The sequence below is a fragment of the Aquitalea sp. FJL05 genome, assembly GCF_003852595.1.
GTDB classification, from domain to species: Bacteria; Pseudomonadota; Gammaproteobacteria; order Burkholderiales; family Chromobacteriaceae; genus Aquitalea; species Aquitalea aquatilis.
The window spans coordinates 89,161-111,012 of record NZ_QAJS01000007.1 but is presented as its reverse complement, the minus strand read 5'-3'; the positions used below and the strand labels follow the sequence as shown (position 1 = coordinate 111,012).

The window sequence follows — 21,852 nt, the reverse complement described above, 5'->3', positions numbered from 1 at the left end:
CCCGAGATCAAAACATACCCGCGATACAAACCTGCCACCCCGCGGCGACAGGCCACATCAACTCTCATCCGTCATGAAATATACCTCACCCGCCAGCAGATCGTACAAGCGAGTTTGCAGCGCCTGGCTCTGCGCCTGCGGCATCGACAGCGTCAACACGACATGCTCGCCATATTCGACCGCGATCACACTGATTGCCAGCTCGGCACAGCAATGGCGCAAGCGTGATTCACTGGCAAAACCCACCCGGGCCAGACAGCTTTGCATCAGCACCACCGGCTGCAGCAGCGCCGTTTGCAATGCCGCATTGACCGCCTGGGTATAGGCGCGCACCAGGCCACCCGCCCCCAGCTTGATACCGCCGAAATAGCGCACCACCACCGCCAGTACATTGTGCAGTTGCTTGTGCATCAACACGTTGTACATGGGGCGGGCCGCCGTACCGGACGGCTCGCCGTCATCATCCAGCATGGAGTCACCACTCACCAGCAGCACCGCACAGTAATGGCGGGCATCAGGCCATTGTCGCCGCAGGGCGGCCAGATGCACCAGGGCCTCATCCCGGCTCTGTACCGGATACAAAGCGGCGATGAAGCGGCTTTTCTTGATTTCGATTTCCGCCACGACAGGCGCTGCCAGCTGAAACATTATTACGCTTTCCATGGTCAAAGCTGATGGATTGGCCTGCATGGTAACGCCATTCCACACCAGCTGCCTGCGCAAGCAGGCCAACATCACCAAAGGGAGCCACACCATGCAAGCCCTGCTGATTGTCCTTGCCCTGTTAGTGGAAGCACTCTGGCTGGCACTGGACAAGTGCTGGCTTGATAGGGAACAAGAAGCCGTGCTGGCCAGATACCTGCCCGACCGTGATCACTACTGAAAGCAGTTGTCAGCCGCCGCATTCGGCATGAGAATGCCAAATCTATCGTCATGAAAGACGCTTAACCTTGACCCATACCATCTGGCTGGTCGCCGCCCTGCTGGCACTGATTGCAGAATTCATGTCGGGCACCTTCTACCTGCTGGTGCTGGCGATTGCCCTGGCGGTTGCCGGGCTGGGTAGCCTGGCCGGTGCCAGCGAGGCGATCTGCTGGTTGCTGGCCAGCCTTAGCGGCAGCATCGGGGTGTTCTGCGTGGCACGCTGGCGCACCCGTCAGCGCCGCAGCAATCACACTATTCGGCCGGCGGATGATCCTGATATCGGCCAGACGGTACGCATCAGCGCACTGCTGGATGGCGGACTGGCCCGTGTACATTATCGCGGCACCGAATGGCAGGCTCAGCTTGCCGGTGACGGCCCCTGGCAGGTAGGCATGCAGGCTTATATCCATAGCCGCGACGGCAATGTGCTGATTCTCTCCCTCACGCAAACGGAAACCCGATAATCATGGAATTCGTCATCATTCTGTTCCTGGCCGTAGTGGTATTCATCATCAAGTCGGTCAAGGTAGTCCCGCAGCAGCATGCCTATATTGTCGAACGCCTGGGCCGTTATCACGCCACGCTGACGCCGGGCCTCAACATCCTCATCCCCTTCATCGACCGCCTGGCCTACAAGCACAGCCTGAAGGAAGTACCGCTGGATGTACCCAGCCAGATCTGCATCACCCGCGACAATACCCAGCTGAAAGTGGACGGCATCCTGTACTTCCAGGTCACCGATCCGCAGCGCGCGTCCTATGGCACCAGCGACTACCTGCTGGCCATCACCCAGCTGTCGCAAACCACGCTGCGCTCGGTCATCGGCAAGATGGAACTGGACAAAACCTTCGAAGAACGCGACGAGATCAACCAGATCGTGGTGGCCTCGCTCGATGAAGCCGCCATCAACTGGGGGGTGAAGGTATTGCGCTATGAAATCAAGGACCTGGTACCGCCGCAGGACATCCTGCACTCGATGCAGGCACAGATCACCGCCGAGCGGGAAAAGCGCGCCCGCATCGCCCAGTCCGAAGGGGTGAAGATGGAGCAGATCAACCTGGCCAACGGTGCCCGCGAAGCAGCCATCCAGAAATCACAGGGCGAGATGCAGGCCACCATCAATAATTCCGAAGGCAACAAGCAGGCCGCCATCAACAAGGCCCAGGGCGAGGCCGAGGCACTGCGCCTGGTGGCCGATGCCACGGCCGACGCCGTGCGCCGCGTGGCCGAGTCGATCAAGGTGGACGGCGGCATCGAAGCGGTCAACCTGAAGGTAGCCGAGCAATATGTCGCGGCCTTCGCCCAGCTGGCCAAGCAGAACAACACCGTCATCCTGCCCGCCAATGTGGCCGATGTCAGCTCGCTGGTGGCCACCGCCCTAAGCGTGGTGAAGCAAAGCAATCGTTAACATTTTCAACATGACGTCAGCCTTGCCCTGTCTTGTATAACGGGCAGGCTGCCCCCATAATCAGCCGCATGAAATTTTTATCCGACTTTCTTCCGGTAGCCCTGTTTTTCGGCAGTTACCTGATCACCCACGACATGTTCCTCGCCACCAAGGTGCTGGTTGCCGCCACCGCCTTGCTGTTCGCCTGGACTTGGTTCAAACACCGCAAGGTGGACGCCATGCAGTGGATCAACCTGATCCTCAGCGTCACCCTGGGTGCGGCTACCGTCATTTCGCACAACGATCTGTTCATCATCTGGAAATTCACCGTGCTGTACTGGCTGATGGCCATTGCCCTGCTGGTCAGCGACCTGCTGGGCAAGAACGGCCTGAAACTGCTGATGGGCGAACAAATCCAGCTGCCACAAGTCATCTGGCGCAAGCTGGCCTATGCCTGGGCCGCCTTCTTCAGCGCCATGGGCGCACTGAATCTGTATGTTGCCTTCAACTTCAGCCGTGAAATCTGGCTGAGCTTCAAGCTGTTCGGCAGTCTGGGCCTGATGGTGGTATTCGTCATCGCGCAAAGCCTGTTCCTGTCCAAATACATCGAGGATAAAAAATAATGCTGTACATCATCAGCGGCCAGGATCATCCCGGCAGTCTGGACAAGCGGCTGGCCTCCCGTCCTGAACATCTGGCTCGTCTTTCCGCCCTGCAGGAACAAGGCCGCCTGGTACTGGCCGGCCCCTGCCCGGCCATCGACAGCATTGATCCGGGCAGTGCCGGCTTTAGCGGCAGCCTGATCGTGGCCGAATTCTCCAGTCTGGAAGAAGCCCGCAACTGGGCCGATGCCGACCCCTATGTTGCCGCCGGCGTGTACGCCGCGGTGGAAGTTAAGCCCTTCCGCAAGGTATTCCCGGCATGAGCGACAGCGTCGCCCTGCTGCAAGCGGCCCTGCAGGCACTGCAGCCCGAACACTTGGAAATCCATGACGACAGCGCCGCCCACGCCGGTCATGCCGGCGCGCGGTCCGGTGGCGGCCACTACGATGTCCTGATTGTCTCCAGCCGCTTTACCGGCTTGAACAGCGTGGCCCGCCACCGTCTGGTATACGCCACGCTGGGCGATCTGATGAAAACCCAGGTTCATGCACTGGCTATTCGTGCGCTGACACCCGACGAACTTTGACTTCGAGAAAGAGTTATCCATGAAAAACTCCCGTATCGCCGCCCTGCTGCTGGCAGCCAGCATCAGTGTTCCAGCCATGGCTGAATCCATTGCCATGGTCAATGGCAAGGCTATCGACAAGACCGACCTGGACAACGCCGTTGCCCTGGTGGTTCAGAACAGCAATGGCAATGTGCAAGACTCCCCGGCCCTGCGCCAGCAGGTAAAGGACACCCTGATCAATCGCGAAGTCATCCTGCAGGAAGCCCAGAGCCGCAAGCTGGACCAGCAGCCGGCCTTTACCAAGCGTCTGGACGAAGTACGCCAGGACATGCTGCGTGAAGCGCTGTTTGCCGACCTGGTCAAGCAGGTGAAAATCAGCGATGCCCAGCTGCAGGAACGCTACGCCCAGACCCAGAGCAAGTTCACTGGCACCAAAGACGTGCATGCGCACCAGATCACCGTGGCTAGCGAAGCCGAAGCACAGAAAATCATCGACAGCCTGAAAAAGGGCGGCAAGTTCGAAGAACTGGCCAAGAGCCGTTCGATCGACCCGGCAGCCAAGCAAAATGGCGGCGACATGGGCTGGGGCAATCTGGCCCGCATGGAGCCGCAATTGGCAGAAGTGCTGAAGGGTCTGAACAAGGGCCAGATCAGCAGCAAGCCGATGCAGACCCGCGTGGGCTGGATCGTGTTCAAGGTTGACGATGTACGCGATGCCAAGCTGCCGCCGCTGGAAGAAGTAAAACCGCAAATCGAGCGTCAGCTGCAGGAAGAAGCCATCGGCAAGGCCGTGGAAGATCTGCGCGGCAAGGCGAAAATCCAGTAACACCACACCACTGCAAGTAACAACAGGAATACATCATGCGCAAGACTTTGCTGGCAAGCGCCCTGCTGGCCGCCCTGAGCACCACCGTCGTACTGGCTGCCGGCCCGTCCGTAAATGGCAATGAAATCTCCCAGGCCCGCATCGATGCCGTCGTGCAAATGATGGCAGCCCAGGGTCAGGCCGCTGACGACAAGACCAAGGACATGGTCAAGGATCAGCTGATTACCGCAGAAGTACTGCGCCAGGAAGCCATCAAGAAGGGCATCGACAAAGCTGCCGACTTCAAGGCCGAACTGCAGAACATGGAAGCCATGGCCCTGGCCAACCGTGTGATCAAGGACTTCCAGAAAGCCAACCCGGTGACTGACGACCAGCTGAAGGCTGAGTACGACAAGCTGGTGGCTTCGGTACCGGAAACCAAGCAATACCACGCCCGTCACATCCTGGTAGCCAGCGAAGCGGAAGCCAAGGCCGTGATCGAGTCCCTGCGCAAGGGCAAGGCCTTCGACCTGCTGGCCAAGGAAAAATCCAAGGATCCGGGCAGCAAGGCCACTGGTGGCGATCTGGGCTGGCAAGAAGCCGGTACTTTCGTACCGGAATTCTCCGAGGCCATGGCCAAGCTGAGCAAGGGTCAGGTCACTGCCAAGCCGGTGAAAACCCAGTTTGGCTGGCACATCATCAAGCTGGACGACGTGCGCACCGAACGCAATGTGCCGTCGCTGGACGATGCCCGCCCGCAGCTGACCCAGCGCATCATGGGTGCACGTATCGAAAAATACGTGGGCGACCTGAAAGCCCAGGCCAAGATCCAGCAGTAATCTGCCACCTGCCCGGCCTGTTGGCTGACGCACATAAAAAAGGGATGCTCACGCATCCCTTTTTTACTGGCTTGCTTCTGGCGGGGTCAGTCCTCGTCGGACCAGCCCGGTGCGCGCTTGCCCAGAAAAGCCGCCACGCCTTCCAGCTGCTCTTCTTCACCCACCAGTTCCAGCAAGGCTGCCCGCCCCTGCTGCAGATGCTGCTCCAGCGATAGATTCACGCTGTCCTCGATCAGCTGCCGGGCGCGAGCCACCGCCAGCGGTGCCTGGTTGGCCACTTTTCCAGCCAGACTGACCGCGATGATCTTGGCAAAGCCGGGGTCGACAATCTCCTCGACCAGACCAATATCGTAGGCCTTTTGCGCGTCGACAATCTCACCGCCCAGAATCATGCGTTTGGCCCAGGACACACCCACCTTGTCAGCCAGCCTCTTGCAGCCACCACCTGCCGGCAACAGGCCGACCTTGGCTTCCGGCAGGCCCAGCCTGGCACCGCGTTCCACCACCATGTAGTCGCACATCAGCGCGCACTCCAGGCCGCCGCCCAGCGCGTAGCCATTGATGGCAGCCACGGTAACGCCGGTGTAGCTGCGCACGGCGGCAAAAGCAGCTGCAAAAGCATCCAGCAGTGCCGTGGCCTCCTGCTTGCTGCCGGTAGCCAGCAGTTTCAGGTCAGCCCCCGCACAGAAAAAGGCTTCGCCCGCTCCGGTAATCACTACCGAGCGCACGCTCTTGTCCGACTGCAGGGCTGACATCAGCTCGGCCAACTCTTGCAGGCTGGCGATGGTCCACAAGTTGGCGGGAGGGTGATTGATGGTGATGATTGCAGACTGGCCCAGATGTTCAAGCGTCAAATACTTGGCCATGTAGTTTCCTCAGTTTCTCTATGGGTCGTACACATTGCGGCTCCTGCCCGCGTGGCCTTGTTAACCAGACCATCCCCGATACCGACAGGAAAGAATGAGCATTCTCAGGGCTTGCACCACCTTTTTCCAGCGCGGATTGCCAATATGCTCAACTTTTTTTCTAGATGGCTGCGCACATAAATGCCAAACAGAATTTGCGTTTTTTTTACTATTACCATGTCACAATTTGCCTAATATTCAGGCAATCCGGCCCGCTGGCCGCTCTGTTAGAATAGAGGTTTAAGCAACAGGCTGTCGCATGTTAGAAACAAATTTCTGGATCATTTTCCTGACTGGCCTGCTGGGCGGCGGGCATTGCATGGGCATGTGCGGCGGCATTATCACCGCACTCACCCTGAACCTGCCGGCCGGGCAACAGCGCTGGCTGATCCTGCTTTCCTACAATGTCGGACGCATTGGCAGCTATGTGCTGATTGGAGCCGCACTTGGTGGCCTGGCTGGTGCCGGCCTCAGCCTGCTGACCACGCGGCCGGCACAGCTTGCCCTGCTGGTACTGGCTAACCTGATGCTGATCGCCATGGGCCTGTATCTGGCCGGCCTGTCTTCCGCCATTACCGCACTGGAAAAACTGGGCCGCCCGGTATGGGCGCGCCTGCAACCCTTGCTGACACGCCTGCTCCCCATCCGCAGCCCGCGCGGCGCACTGCTGGCTGGCACGCTGTGGGGCTGGCTGCCCTGCGGTCTGGTATACAGTGCGTCATTGTCCGCCCTGGCCAGTGGCAAAGCCACTCAGGGCGGTTTGCTGATGCTGGCCTTCGGCCTGGGCACGCTGCCCAATCTGCTGCTGATGGGCGTGTTTGCCGATACCTTGCGCCAGTGGCTGCAGCAAAGGCTGGTGCGCCTGCTGGCTGGCTTGCTGGTGGCTGGCATGGGGCTGACGCGCTTGCTGCTACTGGCGGCCGGTCATTAAAAAAAGCCGTCACGCTAGTGCGACGGCTTTTGGCTTGAGACGCGAGCGACTGCAAAGTCAGCGAATGGACTTCAGGATGGTTTCCACATTGTAGTGAAACAGCTTGAGATAATCGCCAGCCGGGCCACTAGGCTTGGACAGCGCATCAGCATACAGCTCGCCACCGATTTTCACCTTGGCCTCGCGGGTTAGCTGCTCCAGCAGGCGCTTGTCGGTCATGTTTTCCATGAAGACAGCACTGACCTTTTCCTGCCGTACCTGCCGCACCAGTTGCGCTACGCCCTTGGCCGAGGCCTCGGCCTCTGTGCTCACCCCCTGGATAGCCAGCAGCTTGATGCCGTAGCGCTCACCCAGATAGCCGAAGGCATCGTGCGAGGTCAGCATCTTGCGCTTGGCCGCAGGAATAGCCGCAAACTCTTTGGCCGCCCAGTCGTCCTGCTGCTTGACCTTGGCCGCAAACTCCGCCGCACGGCGGGTGTAATCTGCCTTACCCTGCGGGTCAGCCTTGATCAGGCCGGCGGTGATATTGCGGATATACACCTGCACGCGCTGCGGGTCGTGCCAGGCGTGCGGGTCAACCGCATCATGACCATGCGCTTCGCCCTCTTCCTCTGGCGCCATGCGCGTCTTGATGCCCTTGCCCGCCTCAACCAGCACACCCCTGAAACTGGAAGCCTTGGTCAGGCGTCCCATCCAGCCTTCCAGTCCCAAACCGTTGGTGACAAACAGCCGGGAGGCCGACAGTTTCTTCACATCGGCAGGCGATGGCTGAAACACATGAGCATCCTGATCCGGACCAACCAGCGACACCACATCCACCCGATCGCCGCCGATTTCACGGGCCATGTCGCCAACAATACTGCAACTGGCCACCACCGGTAGCTTCGCCGCCAGCGCAAAGGCCGGCAGACTCAGCAGCAACAAGCCAAACAGGCTTTTTTTCATGCCATCTCCTCAGGATTCAAAATGCCGCGCACGGATATAACGCGGCAAGGCACCGCCCGCCGGAGCGAACAGCAGGGAAAACAGATAGAACAGGCCAGCCACCAGAATAATGGCGGGACCGGACGGCAACTCGAAATGGTAAGACAGCAGCAAACCGGCCATGCCGCTGACAAAGGCCACGCTCACCGCCATCACCAGCATGCCCTCCACCGATTCCGACCACAGCCGCGCCGTGATCGCCGGCAGCATCATCAGGCCCACCGCCATCAGCGTACCCAGCGCCTGGAAACCGGAAACCAGATTCAGCACCACCAGCATCAGGAAAGCCATGTGCCACAAGCCGCCGCGGGCACCCACCGAGCGCAGGAATACCGGATCCAGGCTTTCCAGCAGCATGGGGCGATAGATAAAGGCCAGGCTGATCACTGTGACCGAGGCCACGCCGCTCACCAGATAGAGCGCCGCATCATCCACCGCCAGCACCGAACCAAACAGGATGTGCATCAGGTCGACATTGCTGCCGCTCTTGGACACCAGCAGCACACCAATGGCCAGCGACAACAGGTAGAAAGCCGCAAAGCTGGCGTCTTCCTTGATACCGGCAAAGCGGGTGGCGAGGCCAGCCAGCACAGCCACCAGCACCCCGGCAACAAAGCCGCCCAGGCTCATGGCCGGCAGGCTGAGGCCGGCCAGCATGAAACCGACCGCCGCGCCGGGCAGCACGGCATGGCTCATGGCATCGCCCATCAGACTCATGCGGCGCATCACCAGAAACAGGCCGATGGGGCCACTGCCCAGCGATAGCGCCAGGCAACCGGCCAGCGCGCGGCGCATGAAGGCGAAATCGACAAAAGGAGCTATCAACAAGTCATACAGGTGTTGCATCAGACATTGACCCCGTCTACCTGACAAACCGCAGCGCGGTCCTGCCAGTGGGCTGCGGTATCCACCGCACGTTTCAGATTGGCATCGGTCAGCACCTGCTCGGTGCGCCCCCAGGCCACCACTTCGCGCGCCAGCAGCAGGGTGTGGGGGAAGTAGGCCCGCACCTGCTCGTAGTCATGCAATACCGCAATGATGGTGCGACCTTCTTCTTTCCAGCGACGGACCAGCTCCAGCAAATCGAAGGTGGTCTTGGCATCCATGGCGGTAAACGGCTCGTCCAGCAGGATCAGCCGCGCATCCTGCAGCAGGATGCGAGCAAACAACACACGCTGGAACTGCCCGCTGGACAACGCAGAGATGGCACGCGGCGCAAAATCGGCCAGCCCCACCTGCTCCAGCGCATCCATGGCCTGGCCCAGGCCGACCCGCCCCACCTTGCCAAAGGGGCCGGTGCGATGCCACAGCCCGGTGGCCACCAGATCCAGCACACTGACCGGCAGCGAGCGGTCGATTTCCGACTGCTGCGGCAGATAGGCAATGTCCTGGCGGGCAAAGCCTTCCAGCCGGGCATGACCGGAGTCAGGCGTCAGTGCACCTATCATGGCCTTGAGCAAGGTGCTCTTGCCGGCACCGTTCGGCCCGAAAATGGCCGTGGCATCGCCAGCGGCAAAGCTGCCGCTGACATGATGGACCGCAGGGTGGCGCTGATAAGACACCGTCAGGTTGTCGAGAATGACTGTCATGCTGCCTCCTGCAAGGCCCACAGCACCACGCCCCACAAACCGGCCAGCACCAGCAGGGCCAGCGCCAGGCGCTGCCAGGCGGACATGGCCAGCAGGCTGACCGGCGGACGCAGATTGGCAGCAGTCAGATGCTGATGGGCTGCCGCGCCGTGATGATGGGCATGGCCGTGCTGCGCATCATCGCTTGAATGTTGATGTTTCATGTGTGTACTTACTCGAAGCAGGCCTGCAAGGCCGCTTCTACTTTTGCGTTATCGAGTGTCGGGGCAATCAGTTCGAACCGACTGTCGCGCCGCCATGACACCTGGCTGGCACTCCACTGCCCTTCCACCCAGTTCAGCCAGACCCAGCTGTCCAGCACCTTGAACACACCCTTGGCCCTGACCAGGCCGGGCAGCAGCTTGGGCAAGGTGTCGAAGAAATCGGTGAGTTTTTCGCCGCTGAAGGCCTGCTCTGGCGAGAAGGTCCAGCCGGCAGAATCCCAGCCACTGCCGCTATCGGCGGTAATCGCCGGCCGATAACGCGGCTTGAGGGTCACGGCGGCATCCAGCCAGCTCACATCCAGCAGGCCATCGCGCACCTCGGCCACCACCGATTTGGGCGGAAACAGCTTGCCGGCCTGGGCACGGAAGGCTTCCAGCGTTTCCACATCGGCCATGTCGGTCTTGTTGGCCACCAGCACATCGGCAATGGCTACCTGGTCGCGGTACAGCGGCTGGCGCAGATAATCCGGGCTGACAAACTGGCGCGGATCAACCAGCGTCAGCACCGCCCCCACTTCCAGCGCATCGCCTAGCGGCTTGGCGCGCAGCTCGTCGATGACGCCAGCCGCATGCGCCAGCCCGCTGGCCTCGATCAGCAGACGGTCCGGCCGCTCACGTCGCAACAGCGTGGCAACGGTGGCCGTCATCTGCGGGCCAGCCACACAGCACAAACAGCCGCCGGCAATTTCCGCCACCGGCAACTCATCATTCATCAACGCGGCACCATCAATACCGACTTCGCCGAACTCATTGACAATCACCGCCCATTTTTCCGTAGCCGGACGGGTAGCAATCAGATGGCGCAGCGCCGTGGTCTTGCCCACGCCGAGAAAGCCGGTAAACAGGTTGACGATGGTTTTTTTCATACTCGACATGCCTTGCAAAGTCCGGTCAGCATCAGGTTCTGGTGACTCAGGGTGAAATCGGCGGCCAGGGCGACATCGCGCAGGCCATTCAGCGCCGCCATCACATCCACCTCCTGCACCTTGCCGCAGGTTTCACAGACCAGAATCATGCTTTCGTGCTGACACTCGAAATGGTCACAGACGATAAAGCCGTTCAGCGCATCGACCCGATGCAGCAGCCCCTGCTCTACCAGAAAATCCAGCGCGCGATACACAGTGGGCGGTGCCGCCGCACCGCGCTCTTTTTGCAGGTCGGCCAACACCTGGTAAGCCTTCACCACACCTTCATGGCGCAGCACCAGCTCCAGCACCTGCTTGCGCAGCGCAGTCAGCTTGCAGCCACGTTGCTCGCAGTGCAGCTCGGCCGCCTGCAGATATTGATTGCTGTTCATAGGCCTATTCCCGTCACAATGAACCGAATGTTACTGTATAACATCACATCAATACAACCATTAACACTTAGTGGGTATTGTCGGCGCGGCAGTCATGCTAGCCTGTTGGTCTGCCAACATTCCAGGCAGCCACCCTCACCAAGGAGCCCACATGAAAAAAATCCTCATGCTCAGCCTTTGCGCCCTGCTGGCCAGCCCGGCCTTTGCCGCGGATGATCCGGTTGCCGCACGGCAGACCATCTTCAAGCAGTTCAAGAAAGATGCCGCAGCCATGGGCAAGATGGTGAAGGGTGACGCCTTCAACAAAGATGAATTCAGCAAGCTGGCCACCCACCTGGACCAAATCGCCCAGCAGCCGTGGCAGCATTTCCCGGCCGGCACCGCCAGCGGCCAGGCCAAGCACCAGACCGATGCCAAGCCGGAAATCTGGAGCAAGGCCGCCGACTGGACCAAGGCTGTCGACAACTTCAAGGCCGAAACCGGCAAACTGAAGCAAGTAGCTGCCAACGGCGATGTAGCCAGCATCAAGAATCAGTTTGCTGCAGTGCAAAAAACCTGTAAGAGCTGCCACGACGGCTTCCGCAAAGACTGATAAACTCAGGGCTTGATCAGGAAAAGTTCAGCGAAGTTGCTGAACTTTTTTTATGAAGTCTCCTCACAACGCAGTTCCAACCACCGTAGCGCCAACATGAAACAGACTGTTACCGCCCTGCTGCTTGCCGCACTGGCCATTCCGGCTGCCATGGCCGATTCGCCCGCCGAAATCCGCACTCAAAGCTTCAAGAAGGTGCTGCGCGCCTTCGAACCCATGGGCATGGTGGTACGCGAACGCGACCCCTACAACAAGGCCAAATTCATTGTCATGGCTGACTCGCTGAAGCAGATTGCCGCCGAGCCGTTCAATCACTTCCCGGCTGGCAGCATTGATGCCAAGAGCCGCGCCAAGCCGGAAATCTGGAGCCAGCCGGCCAAATTCCAGACAGCACGCGATACTTTCCTGAAGGCCGTCAGCGATCTGGACAGCACCGCACGCAACGGCGACCTCGCCAGCATCAAGAAGAGCTACGGCGTCGTGGCGCAAAGCTGCAAGGCCTGTCACGACAGTTTCCGCGGCCCGGAAAAATAAGCAGCAGCCCACCAATACAAAAAGCCCTGCGCTGCAGGGCTTTTTTATGGCTTACCCGCCGTTTTTCACAAGCGGGTCAGCAGAAAAATACCACCACCAGCCGCCAACAAGGCCAGCACTGCCACCAGCCCGGAACGGAAGCGCAGCGGCGGCACATCGCCGGACACCTCCTGATAGCCGGTCAGCATCGGCTTGACCAGATTCTGCTTTCTTAACACCCGGTATGCCACGATGGCTGCCACATGCATGGCCACCAGCAGCAGGATGAAGTTGAACAGCAATTTGTGAAAACCGGTAATCGACTCGGACAGGCCACTGGCAATCAGCTTGGCCAGCGGGCCATCGAAGGTGTAGCTGTCCACATCACTGGCAAACAAGCCACTGGCCACCTGCAATAACAGCACGGCCAGCAAGGCCACCACCATCAGGCCACCTAGTGGATTGTGCCCCGGCTGCTCCTGCTGCCCACCCTGCAGGTAACGACGAATGGCTGCCGGCCCTTTGACAAACTGGCTGAAGCGGGCAGTCTGGCTGCCGACCACGCCCCAGATCAAACGAAACAGCAGCAGCGCCGCCACGGCTTCGCCGCACAGCACATGGTAGTGCAGCCAGTCGCCACCCTGTTCGCCGCTGAACCACATGCCGGCAAACAGCGCCACCAGGCTCCAGTGAAAAAACCGTGTCGGGGCATCCCACACCTTGATCATCTGCACCATCGTCTCCCTCGCTCGGCAATTGTTCAAAGTGAAAAGTGTAACCAGCCAGCACGATACTGCCTACTCCCGACTCCTTAATCTCTGTTAACAGCCGGGCGGCGACACCGCCCAGACACGGCCATTTGCCGGTTTCGGATCCAAAAATCCGCACTTTTCGGGTAGTATTAGCCCTTTCGCCGCCCGCCCCTGCGCAGCCAGCCCTGCCCGGAGCGGATACCGGCTACCGCACTGACAGCCCGCTGCGGCTGTGTTTTCACGCATTGAGTTGGAGAATGTAATGACCCAAGCTTCACTGATGGAAGATCTGGAGGCACGCGGCCTGATCGCGCAAACCACAGACGCCGCTGCCTTGTCCGAACTCCTGGCCAAGGAACAGCTTACCCTGTATTGCGGATTCGACCCCACGGCTGACAGCCTGCATATCGGCAGCCTGGTTCCCATCTTGATGCTCAAGCGCTTCCAGCAAGCCGGTCACCGCCCCATCGCCCTGGTAGGCGGTGCTACCGGCATGATTGGCGACCCCAGTTTCAAGGCCACCGAGCGCAAGCTGAACACCCCGGACATCATCGAAGGCTGGGTGGAAAAAATCCGCGCCCAGGTATCGCCCTTCCTGTCCTTCGAAGGCGACAACGCCGCGGTGATGGCCAACAACTACGACTGGTTTGGCGGCATGGGCGCGCTGGAATTCCTGCGTGACATCGGCAAGCATTTCTCGGTCAACGCCATGATCAAGAAAGAAGCCGTGCAGCAGCGTATCAGCCGCGACGACCAGGGCATTTCCTACACCGAATTCTCCTACAGCCTGCTGCAGGGTTATGACTTCTCCGAACTGAACCGCCGCCTGGGCTGCAAGCTGCAAATCGGCGGCTCCGACCAGTGGGGCAATATCACGGCCGGCACCGACCTCACCCGTCGCCTGAACCAGCAGCAGGTGTTTGGCCTGACCATGCCGCTGGTCACCAAGTCGGACGGTACCAAATTCGGCAAGACCGAATCCGGCACCATCTGGCTGGACGCACGCAAAACCTCGCCCTACGCTTTCTACCAGTTCTGGCTGGGCACGGCTGATGCCGACGTGTACAAATTCCTGCGCTACTTCAGCTTCCTGTCGGTCGCCGAGATTGCCGCCATTGAAGAGGCCGACAAGGTGCGCGAAGGCAAGCCGGAAGGCCAGCGCATCCTGGCCGAACAGGTGACCGAGCTGGTACACGGCAAAGCCGCACTGGCCGCTGCCCAGCGCATTACCCAGAGCCTGTTCAGCAACGATCTGTCCAGCCTGACCGAAGACGACTTCGCCCAGCTGGCACAGGACGGCCTGCCGCACTTTGTACTGAACAGTGCTGACGACAGCCTGATCGACGCCGTTGCCAATGGCGGTCTGGCCAAGTCCAAGAGCGAGGCACGCACCTTCATCCAGAGCGGCGCGGTCAGCATCAATGGCAACAAGGCAGATAGCATCGAGCATCGCTTCACTGCCGCTGACCGTCTGTTTGGCCGCTACAGCCTGCTCAAGCGCGGCAAGAAAAACTACGCCCTGATCGAATGGCAGGCCTGATTTCAGCCTGAAGCAGGCTGGCCAAAACCGCAGCTCGCTCATGGCGGCATCCTTACGCATACCGCGTAGCGATGCCGCCATTTTCAACTCCAGCCACTGCCCGGCAGCGCTCGACGGCACACCAGCCAGGCCGCTAGAATTTCCGCCACCTCACCCTGCCAGCGAGACAAGCATCATGGAAAGAATCGGCTTTATCGGTCTGGGCCTGATGGGCCTGCCCCTATGCCGACGGCTGCAAGCCGCCGGCTTTCCCCTGAGCGTATGGAACCGTTCACCCGACAAGCTGCAACAGGCCGGTGCGGAGGGTCTGCATGTCAGTGCATCACTGACCGAACTGGCGGAACGCAGCGACATCCTGATGCTGTGTGTGGCCGATGCCGCCGCCGTGCAAGCCGTATTCAGCCAGTTGCAAAGCAGCCTGCGCAGCGGACAACTGATCATCGACCTTTCCAGCATCGACCCGGACACCACCCGCCGTTGTGCAGAACGAGCAAAGCAGCAAGGTGCCAGTTGGGTGGATGCGCCGGTATCCGGCGGTGTCAATGGCGCGACGCAAGGCACACTGGTAGTCATGGCCGGTGGCCGCACACAGGATATCGGCCGGGCCAGCCAAGCACTGCAGCCGCTGTCACAGCGCATTACCCGCATGGGAGAGGTCGGCAGCGGCCAGGTCAGCAAAATCTGCAATCAGCTGATCGTGGCGGCCAATGCCATGCTGATTGCCGAAGCGGTCGCACTGGCAGAAAACAATGGCGTGGATGCCAGCCTGCTGGCGCCCGCCCTGGCTGGCGGCTTTGCCGACTCGCTGCCGCTGCAGATCCTGGCCCCGCGTATGGCGGCACGGCAGGCGGAGCCGGTGCAGTGGAAGGTCGCCACCCTGTTGAAAGACCTGGACAACGCGGGTCAGCTGTCCAAACAAAGTCAGTCCGCCACCCCGCTGGCCGCACTGGCCAGCCAGCTGATGCGTCTGCATGCGGCCCAAGGCCACAGCAACGCCGATCTGAGCAGCGTCATTCATCTCTACCAGGACAAGGAGTAAGCCCCATGCTGAAACTATCGGCCAATCTGAGCATGCTGTTTGCCCACCTGCCCTGGCCACAGCGCTTTGCCGCTGCCCGCGCGGCAGGCTTTCAGGCCGTGGAAATCCAGTTTCCCTACGAGCACAGCGTACAACAACTGCAGCAATGGCTGGGAGAGAACCAGCTCAAGCTGGTGCTGATCAACGCCCCGGCCGGCGACCTGATGCAAGGAGGCAGCGGCCTGGCCGGCACGGCGGGCCGGGAAGCGGAATTCGCCGCCGGACTGCAGCAATGCCTGCACTACGCCACCGCTCTGGGTGTGGAAGCCGTCAATATCCTGCCAGGGCGGCTGGCCGCCGGCTGCAGCCGTGAACAAGCCATCGCGGTATTGCATGGCAATCTGCTACTGGCCGCTGACACGCTGGGCCGGCAGCAGATACGCACCACGGTGGAAGCCATCAACCGCCATGACATGCCGGACTTTCTCATCAGCACGCTCAGCGAGCTGCAGCAACTGCCAGCACATGCCAATCTCTACTGGCAGATCGATCTCTATCACATGACCCGCATGGGCGAAGCACTGGAGCCATTGCTGCGCCAACACTGGCAGCGCATCGGCCACCTGCAGTTTGCCGATGTGCCGGGACGCGGCGCACCGGGCAGTGGCGCACTGGATTTCGCCGCCCTGTTCGCACAGCTGGCCAGCCTGCCCTATGCTTACTGGAGTGGCGCGGAATATCGCGATACCGATGGTGCAGTGCAATGGCTGCAGCCATTACTGGCAAAGCAAGCCATGAATGGCCAGCAGGGCTGAATATTGCAGAAATATGCAATTTTTCTCTTTTTGCGACATCACCTGGCGGTGAATCAATCACTTAGCCAAGCACTTTGCAAAAACAGCTTGCAAACGCTTTAATTTTACCGTAAAGTGCCAACCCTTCTGATTTCCATTTCCACCGGCAGTATTTGCAGCTGTTCTACAGCATTGCCGGTGTGATGCTTCATCGTCCCTGACCGATATTCCAGGCTTCGTCCACGTAGTGTCTCTTTTGACTGGACTGCTGTTCGCCGCTTGCACAGGTTGGTGCCGATGACCGACAGCCTCATACGAGGCTGCTAACCGCCACATCTCCTGGCCAAGCGACACCGGCTCTACTCCGGTTTGAAAGGATATTATGCATTTCTCCGATCTGGGCATTGCCCCGACCATTCTGCGCGCACTCGAAACTGCTGGTTACACCTCGCCCACCGGCGTACAAGCCGAAGCCATCCCCGCCGCCATCGCTGGCCGCGACCTGCTGGTTTCCGCCCAAACCGGTAGCGGCAAGACCGCAGCCTTCCTGCTGCCGGCACTGACCAAGCTGTCCGAGCGCTCCACTGGCAAGGGTCAAGGTCCGCGCGTTCTGGTACTGTGCCCGACTCGCGAACTGGCGCAACAGGTTGAGAAAAACGCCCTGGAATACGGCAAGGACCTGCGCTGGATGAAAACCGCCTGCCTGGTTGGCGGCGCTTCCTTCGGCTACCAGACCCGCGCCCTGTCCCGCCCGATCGACCTGATCGTGGCTACCCCGGGCCGCCTGATGGACCACATGCGCTCCGGCCGCATCGACTTCTCCCGTCTGGAAATGCTGGTACTGGACGAAGCCGACCGCATGCTGGACATGGGCTTCATCGATGACATCGAAACCATCGTCAAGGCCACTCCGGAAACCCGTCAGACCGTACTGTTCTCCGCCACCCTGGACGGCACCGTTGGTCGCATGGCCGAAAAGATGACCCGCGATCCGCAGCGCATCGAAATCGCCCGTACCGAAACCTCCGGCGGCACCATCGAAGAACATCTGCTGTACGCTGATGATCTGAACCACAAGCATCGTCTGCTGGATCACATCCTGAAAGAATCGGGTTTTGATCAGTGCGTGATCTTCTCGGCTACCAAGGCTTACACCGAAGAACTGGCCGACAAGCTGTCCGACCAGGGTTACTCCGCCGCCTGCCTGCATGGCGACATGCCGCAAAGCTGGCGTAACCGTACCCTGAACGACCTGCGTCGTGGCCGTATCAAAATCCTGGTTGCAACCGACGTTGCTGCTCGCGGCATCGACGTACCGACCATCACCCACGTCGTCAACTTCGACCTGCCCAAGCAAGCTGAAGACTACGTGCACCGTATCGGCCGTACCGGTCGTGCCGGTCGTGATGGCACCGCCATCACCCTGGCGGAATCGAAAGAATTCCACAAGGTTCGCCGTATCGAGCAATACCTGAAGCGCCAGATCACCGAAGGCGTGATCGAAGGCCTGGAACCGACCCGTCGCCCGCCGAAAGGCCCGCGTCGCAACGGCAAGCCGGGTGGTTACGGTGCCCAAGGCCAAGGTCAGCGCCGTGGCAGCGGTAGCAGCAGCAGTGGCAATGGCTACGGTCGCGAGCGTCGCGAAGGTGGCTACGGCCGTGGCACTGGCAGCAGCAGCTACGACAAGCGCGGTCCGCGTTCGTCCAGCGCCAGCCAAGGCCAGCGCAGCACCCAGCGCGCTGACTAAGCAATACGCAGTGGATTGAACAAGGCGATCTCCGGATCGCCTTTTTTCATGCCCACAGCCAGGCTGGCATTCAGAAAACTCATGCAGGCACCGGTATAAACTGGCTTGTCAGATCGCGGCAAGCACGCCCAGAATATCTGCACTACCCGTATCGGAGCTCGCATGACCACCCTCTCCACCATTCCCCAGCGTCTGACTGCCCTGCGTCAGGCCATGCAGCAACATCATATTGATGCCTGCCTGATCCCGTCGTCCGACCCCCACCTGTCGGAATACCTGCCCGCACACTGGCAAGCCCGACAATGGCTGTCCGGCTTCAAGGGATCGATGGGCACGCTGATCGTGACCCTTGACCAGGCCGGCCTGTGGGCAGACAGCCGCTACTGGGAACAAGCCGAACAGGAGCTGCTGGGTAGCGGCATTACCCTGATGAAAATCCAGACCGCCGCCAGCACCCAGCATCTGGACTGGCTGGCACAGCAGCTGGGCAGCGGCCAGACGCTGAGTGCAGACGGTGACGTATTAAGCCTGGCGGCAGCACAAGCCCTGCAAACCACCCTGCACGCCAAGGGTGTGCAGCTGCGCACCGACATCGACCTGGTCGGGCAAATCTGGCAGGCACGCCCGGCACTGCCTCATGCCGCCATCTACCCGCACTCTGCTCCGTTTGCCAGCGCCCGTCGTGCAGACAAGCTGCTGGCCGTGCGCCAGGCCATGCAACAGGCAGCCGCCAGTCATCACTTCATCTCCACCCTGGACGACATCGCCTGGCTGTTCAATCTGCGCGGGGCCGATGTCAGCTACAACCCGGTCTTCATCAGCCATGCGCTAATCAGCCCGAAACAAGCCACACTGTTTGTCGACACCAGCAAGCTGGATGCCACACTACAAGCCGAACTCGCCGCTGACGGCATTGAGCTGGCGGATTACCACCTGGCCAAAACTGCACTCAGCCAACTGAGCGCCAGCCACAGCATCCTGATCGACCCGCGCCGCATCACGCTGGGCCTGCGTCAGGCGATTGCCGCAGAAACCACCGTCATCAGCGCCATCAATCCCAGCACCTTGCTCAAATCGCGCAAGACCGCCGCCGAAGCCGCCCAGGTGCGCGCCACCATGGAGCAGGATGGCGCTGCGCTATGTGAGTTCTTTGCCTGGTTTGAAAACGCGGTCAATCGCGAAACCATCACCGAACTGACGATAGACGAGGTCATCACCGCCGCCCGCGCCCGCCGCCCCGGCTTTGTCTCGCCCAGCTTCGCCACCATTGCCGGCTTCAATGCCAATGGCGCGCTGCCACACTACCATGCCACAGCAGAAGCGCATTCCCACATCAGCGGCGATGGCCTGCTGCTGATCGACTCCGGCGGCCAGTATCTGGGCGGCACCACCGACATCACCCGCGTGGTGGCGGTGGGTACGCCCAGCGCCGAGCAGAAGCGCGACTTCACCCTCGTCCTGAAGGGAACCATCAATCTGTCGATGGCGCATTTTCCGCGGGGCACCCTGTCACCGATGCTGGATGCACTGGCCCGCGCTCCGATGTGGCAACACAATATCGACTTTGGCCACGGCACCGGCCATGGCGTAGGCTATTTCCTCAATGTGCATGAAGGTCCGCAGACCATTTCACGCAGCCTGCCAGACCCCAGCATGGCGATGCAGCAAGGCATGATCACCTCGGTAGAACCTGGTATTTATCGTCCTGGCCAATGGGGTGTGCGCATCGAAAACCTGGTGCTGAACGTGGATGCCGAGCAGAACGGCTTTGGCGACTTCCTGCGCTTCGAAACCCTCACCCTCTGCCCGATCGACACCCGCTGCATCGAGCACGGCCTGCTGTCACGGCAGGAGGTGGACTGGCTGAACCACTATCACCAAGAAGTACGCACCCGCCTGCTGCCACTGGTGGATGGCCTAGCCCGCGACTGGCTGCTGCACAGTACGCAGGCGATTTAGACGCACCAACAGAACCGCCGCTCCTGCGTTGCGCCTCACCGGCCGTCAGCAAAAGAAAACGCCCTGATATTTCAGGGCGTTTTTCATGTCAGGCCAGCAACACCGGCTTACATGGTTTCCAATACCTTGATACCCAACAGGTCGAGGCCGGTCTTCAGCGTCTTGCCAGTCAGCGCAGCCAGCTGCAGACGGCTGGCACGCACCTCACCCTCACTCTTCAGGATGGGGCAGGCCTCATAGAAGCGCGAGAACAGCGTGGCAATCTGGTACAGATAGTTGGACAGATAGTGCGGATAGCAACCATCGGCCACCGACAGCAAGGTGTCTTCAAACTGCGCCAGTGCCGCCGCCAGATGCTTCTCAGCCGGCTCGGTGATCACGATGGCCGCATTGGCATCGACGTTGTCTGCCTTGCGGAACACGCTCTGCACGCGGGTGTAGGCATACTGCAGATAAGGCGCAGTATTACCCTCGAAGGCCAGCATGGTATCCCAGTTGAAGATGTAGTCACTCATGCGGTTCTTCGACAGGTCGGCATACTTCACCGCGCCAATACCCACGGTGGCAGCGATTTCACGTCTTGCCGCCTCGGACAGATCGGGGTTCTTTTCCGAAACCAGCGCATAGGCGCGCTCTTCCGCCTCGTCCAGCAGTTCGATCAGCTTGACGGTACCTCCGGAACGGGTCTTGAACGGCTTGCCGTCGTCACCCATCATCACGCCGAAGCCGACATGTTCCAGCAGCATGTTGTCCGGCGCGAAACCGGCCTTGCGACAGATGCTGAACATCTGGGCAAAGTGCTGGCTCTGCCGCGCATCCACCACGTAGATGACGCGATCCAGATTCAGCACCTTGTGACGGTAGCGCACGGCACCCAGATCGGTGGTGGTATACAGGAAACCACCATCTTTCTTGCGGATGATCACGCCCATCGGCTCGTCATCCTGGGTGCGGAACTCTTCCAGGAACACCACCTCCGCGCCATCGCTTTCGCTCAGCAGGCCAGCGGCACGCAATTCATCCACGATGACCGGCAGGTCGTCGTTATAGGAGGATTCGCCACGCACGTGTTCGCGCTTGAGGCCAACATTGAGCTTCTGGTACACCGCCTCGCAATGCTTGAGCGAAATGTCGACAAACTGTGCCCACAGCTTCAGCACCTCGGCATCACCACCTTGCAGACGCACCACATAATCACGGGCGCGGTCGGCGAACTCTTCGCTTTCGTCAAAGCGCACCTTGGCATTGCGGTAGAAGGTTTCCAGATCGGACAATTCCAGCGCGTTGTCACCGGCCTGGCGGATTTCCACCAGGTAGGCGGTCAGCATGCCGAACTGGGTACCCCAGTCGCCAACATGATTGGCACGCACCACGTCGTGGCCAAGAAATTCCATCACGCGCGCCAGCGCATCGCCAATGATGGACGAGCGCAGGTGGCCTACGTGCATTTCCTTGGCCAGATTGGGCGAGGAATACTCCACCATCACGCGTTGCGGCGCTACCGGCGCAATCCCCAGCCGCGCATCTTTCAGGGCAACTTCGCTGCGTCGGGCCAGATATTCAGGGGCTAGATGAATATTGATGAAACCCGGACCAGCGATTTCCACCTTGTCGGCAATGCCTTGCAAATCCAGCGCAGCAACCACCTTTTGCGCCAGTTCGCGCGGATTGGTCTTGAGCGCCTTGGCCGCACCCATCACGCCGTTGGCCTGATAGTCGCCGAATTCCGGCTTGGAAGCCGGCTGAATGACCGCCAGCGCATCCGGCGCGCCAGCAGCGCTCAGCGCTGCCTGCACCCGTTCATTAATCAATTGCAGAATCGTCATGCATAGCCCCATATTGC

General features: G+C 60.3%; 26 protein-coding genes. 16 read left to right on the top strand and 10 right to left on the bottom strand.

Features of this window, described 5'->3' with window-relative positions; all coding sequences use genetic code 11:
* Nucleotides 1-57 precede the first annotated feature (57 nt).
* Nucleotides 58-648 (bottom strand): YigZ family protein, encoded by a 591-nt coding sequence (locus tag DBR44_RS07440; protein WP_124643451.1) that lies wholly within the window; start codon nt 646-648, stop codon nt 58-60.
* A gap of 40 nt (nt 649-688) precedes the next feature.
* On the opposite strand from DBR44_RS07440, the gene DBR44_RS07435 reads away from it, so the two are divergent.
* The 8 genes from DBR44_RS07435 to DBR44_RS07400 all read left to right on the top strand — a co-directional run bounded on the left by DBR44_RS07435 (nt 689) and on the right by DBR44_RS07400 (nt 5,125).
* Nucleotides 689-883: a hypothetical protein gene (locus DBR44_RS07435; RefSeq protein WP_124643450.1), complete on the top strand. Its 195-nt coding sequence runs from the start codon at nt 689-691 to the stop codon at nt 881-883.
* 67 nt (nt 884-950) lie between these two features.
* Nucleotides 951-1,388, top strand: a complete 438-nt coding sequence (locus DBR44_RS07430) for an NfeD family protein (RefSeq protein ID WP_124643449.1) — start codon at nt 951-953, stop codon at nt 1,386-1,388.
* Between the two features lie 2 nt (nt 1,389-1,390).
* Entirely contained in the window at nt 1,391-2,332 is a 942-nt protein-coding gene (locus DBR44_RS07425) for an SPFH domain-containing protein (protein WP_124643448.1), read from the top strand.
* Nucleotides 2,333-2,400: 68 nt separating this feature from the next.
* The gene (locus tag DBR44_RS07420; RefSeq protein WP_124643447.1) at nt 2,401-2,934 is read left to right on the top strand and encodes a septation protein A; all 534 of its coding nucleotides are present in this window, start codon (nt 2,401-2,403) and stop codon (nt 2,932-2,934) included.
* Nucleotides 2,934-3,236 carry a YciI family protein gene (locus DBR44_RS07415; protein WP_124643446.1) on the top strand — a complete coding sequence of 101 codons (303 nt, stop codon included), beginning with the start codon at nt 2,934-2,936 and terminating at the stop codon, nt 3,234-3,236. The genes DBR44_RS07420 and DBR44_RS07415 overlap by 1 nt, the downstream gene beginning before the upstream one ends.
* Nucleotides 3,233-3,499: a BolA family transcriptional regulator gene (locus tag DBR44_RS07410; RefSeq protein WP_124643445.1), complete on the top strand. Its 267-nt coding sequence runs from the start codon at nt 3,233-3,235 to the stop codon at nt 3,497-3,499. The genes DBR44_RS07415 and DBR44_RS07410 overlap by 4 nt, the downstream gene beginning before the upstream one ends.
* Nucleotides 3,500-3,518: 19 nt before the next feature.
* Nucleotides 3,519-4,307, top strand: coding sequence for a peptidylprolyl isomerase (locus tag DBR44_RS07405; RefSeq protein WP_124643444.1), 789 nt, complete (start codon nt 3,519-3,521; stop codon nt 4,305-4,307).
* A 35-nt stretch (nt 4,308-4,342) separates the two neighbouring features.
* Nucleotides 4,343-5,125 carry a peptidylprolyl isomerase gene (locus DBR44_RS07400; protein ID WP_124643443.1) on the top strand — a complete coding sequence of 261 codons (783 nt, stop codon included), beginning with the start codon at nt 4,343-4,345 and terminating at the stop codon, nt 5,123-5,125.
* An 86-nt stretch (nt 5,126-5,211) separates the two neighbouring features.
* Here DBR44_RS07400 and DBR44_RS07395 read toward each other — a convergent pair whose 3' ends face one another.
* A complete protein-coding gene (locus DBR44_RS07395; RefSeq protein WP_124643442.1) occupies nt 5,212-5,991 on the bottom strand; it encodes an enoyl-CoA hydratase in 780 nt (259 codons plus the stop codon).
* A 298-nt stretch (nt 5,992-6,289) separates the two neighbouring features.
* Between DBR44_RS07395 and DBR44_RS07390 the strand changes: the two genes are divergently transcribed.
* Nucleotides 6,290-6,961 carry a sulfite exporter TauE/SafE family protein gene (locus tag DBR44_RS07390; protein ID WP_124643441.1) on the top strand — a complete coding sequence of 224 codons (672 nt, stop codon included), beginning with the start codon at nt 6,290-6,292 and terminating at the stop codon, nt 6,959-6,961.
* A gap of 57 nt (nt 6,962-7,018) precedes the next feature.
* Here the strand turns inward: DBR44_RS07390 and DBR44_RS07385 are convergent, their stop codons facing one another.
* From DBR44_RS07385 to DBR44_RS07360, 6 genes are read right to left on the bottom strand one after another with little or no spacing between them, the layout of a single operon-like run.
* Nucleotides 7,019-7,906: a metal ABC transporter substrate-binding protein gene (locus tag DBR44_RS07385; RefSeq protein ID WP_124643440.1), complete on the bottom strand. Its 888-nt coding sequence runs from the start codon at nt 7,904-7,906 to the stop codon at nt 7,019-7,021.
* A gap of 9 nt (nt 7,907-7,915) precedes the next feature.
* Complete coding sequence (locus tag DBR44_RS07380) at nt 7,916-8,791, bottom strand: metal ABC transporter permease (protein ID WP_124643439.1); 876 nt, start codon at nt 8,789-8,791, stop codon at nt 7,916-7,918.
* Nucleotides 8,791-9,534 carry a metal ABC transporter ATP-binding protein gene (locus DBR44_RS07375; protein ID WP_124643438.1) on the bottom strand — a complete coding sequence of 248 codons (744 nt, stop codon included), beginning with the start codon at nt 9,532-9,534 and terminating at the stop codon, nt 8,791-8,793. Before DBR44_RS07375 ends, DBR44_RS07380 begins: the two co-directional genes overlap by 1 nt.
* Nucleotides 9,531-9,737 carry a hypothetical protein gene (locus DBR44_RS07370; RefSeq protein ID WP_124643437.1) on the bottom strand — a complete coding sequence of 69 codons (207 nt, stop codon included), beginning with the start codon at nt 9,735-9,737 and terminating at the stop codon, nt 9,531-9,533. The genes DBR44_RS07375 and DBR44_RS07370 overlap by 4 nt, the downstream gene beginning before the upstream one ends.
* Nucleotides 9,738-9,745: 8 nt before the next feature.
* Nucleotides 9,746-10,672: a GTP-binding protein gene (locus DBR44_RS07365; protein WP_199730995.1), complete on the bottom strand. Its 927-nt coding sequence runs from the start codon at nt 10,670-10,672 to the stop codon at nt 9,746-9,748.
* Entirely contained in the window at nt 10,660-11,094 is a 435-nt protein-coding gene (locus tag DBR44_RS07360; protein WP_124643436.1) for a Fur family transcriptional regulator, read from the bottom strand. Before DBR44_RS07360 ends, DBR44_RS07365 begins: the two co-directional genes overlap by 13 nt.
* A 151-nt stretch (nt 11,095-11,245) precedes the next feature.
* Between DBR44_RS07360 and DBR44_RS07355 the strand changes: the two genes are divergently transcribed.
* Both DBR44_RS07355 and DBR44_RS07350 read left to right on the top strand, forming a co-directional pair.
* Nucleotides 11,246-11,686, top strand: coding sequence for a cytochrome c (locus tag DBR44_RS07355; RefSeq protein ID WP_124643435.1), 441 nt, complete (start codon nt 11,246-11,248; stop codon nt 11,684-11,686).
* A 96-nt stretch (nt 11,687-11,782) separates the two neighbouring features.
* Nucleotides 11,783-12,220 (top strand): cytochrome c, encoded by a 438-nt coding sequence (locus tag DBR44_RS07350; protein ID WP_124643434.1) that lies wholly within the window; start codon nt 11,783-11,785, stop codon nt 12,218-12,220.
* Between the two features lie 65 nt (nt 12,221-12,285).
* Here the strand turns inward: DBR44_RS07350 and DBR44_RS07345 are convergent, their stop codons facing one another.
* Nucleotides 12,286-12,936 carry a cytochrome b/b6 domain-containing protein gene (locus DBR44_RS07345; RefSeq protein ID WP_124643433.1) on the bottom strand — a complete coding sequence of 217 codons (651 nt, stop codon included), beginning with the start codon at nt 12,934-12,936 and terminating at the stop codon, nt 12,286-12,288.
* Nucleotides 12,937-13,213: 277 nt separating this feature from the next.
* On the opposite strand from DBR44_RS07345, the gene tyrS reads away from it, so the two are divergent.
* The 5 genes from tyrS (at nt 13,214) to DBR44_RS07320 (ending at nt 20,009) form a co-directional block, all read left to right on the top strand.
* Nucleotides 13,214-14,491, top strand: a complete 1,278-nt coding sequence (gene tyrS, locus DBR44_RS07340) for a tyrosine--tRNA ligase (protein ID WP_124643432.1) — start codon at nt 13,214-13,216, stop codon at nt 14,489-14,491.
* 40 nt (nt 14,492-14,531) lie between these two features.
* Nucleotides 14,532-15,530, top strand: coding sequence for an NAD(P)-dependent oxidoreductase (locus tag DBR44_RS07335; RefSeq protein ID WP_233578413.1), 999 nt, complete (start codon nt 14,532-14,534; stop codon nt 15,528-15,530).
* 5 nt (nt 15,531-15,535) lie between these two features.
* Nucleotides 15,536-16,324 carry a hydroxypyruvate isomerase family protein gene (locus DBR44_RS07330; RefSeq protein WP_199730994.1) on the top strand — a complete coding sequence of 263 codons (789 nt, stop codon included), beginning with the start codon at nt 15,536-15,538 and terminating at the stop codon, nt 16,322-16,324.
* A gap of 361 nt (nt 16,325-16,685) precedes the next feature.
* Nucleotides 16,686-18,050, top strand: a complete 1,365-nt coding sequence (locus DBR44_RS07325; protein ID WP_124643431.1) for a DEAD/DEAH box helicase — start codon at nt 16,686-16,688, stop codon at nt 18,048-18,050.
* Nucleotides 18,051-18,212: 162 nt separating this feature from the next.
* Nucleotides 18,213-20,009: an aminopeptidase P family protein gene (locus DBR44_RS07320; RefSeq protein WP_199730993.1), complete on the top strand. Its 1,797-nt coding sequence runs from the start codon at nt 18,213-18,215 to the stop codon at nt 20,007-20,009.
* Between the two features lie 107 nt (nt 20,010-20,116).
* Here DBR44_RS07320 and argS read toward each other — a convergent pair whose 3' ends face one another.
* Nucleotides 20,117-21,835, bottom strand: a complete 1,719-nt coding sequence (gene argS, locus DBR44_RS07315) for an arginine--tRNA ligase (protein WP_124643430.1) — start codon at nt 21,833-21,835, stop codon at nt 20,117-20,119.
* Nucleotides 21,836-21,852: the final 17 nt, after the last annotated feature.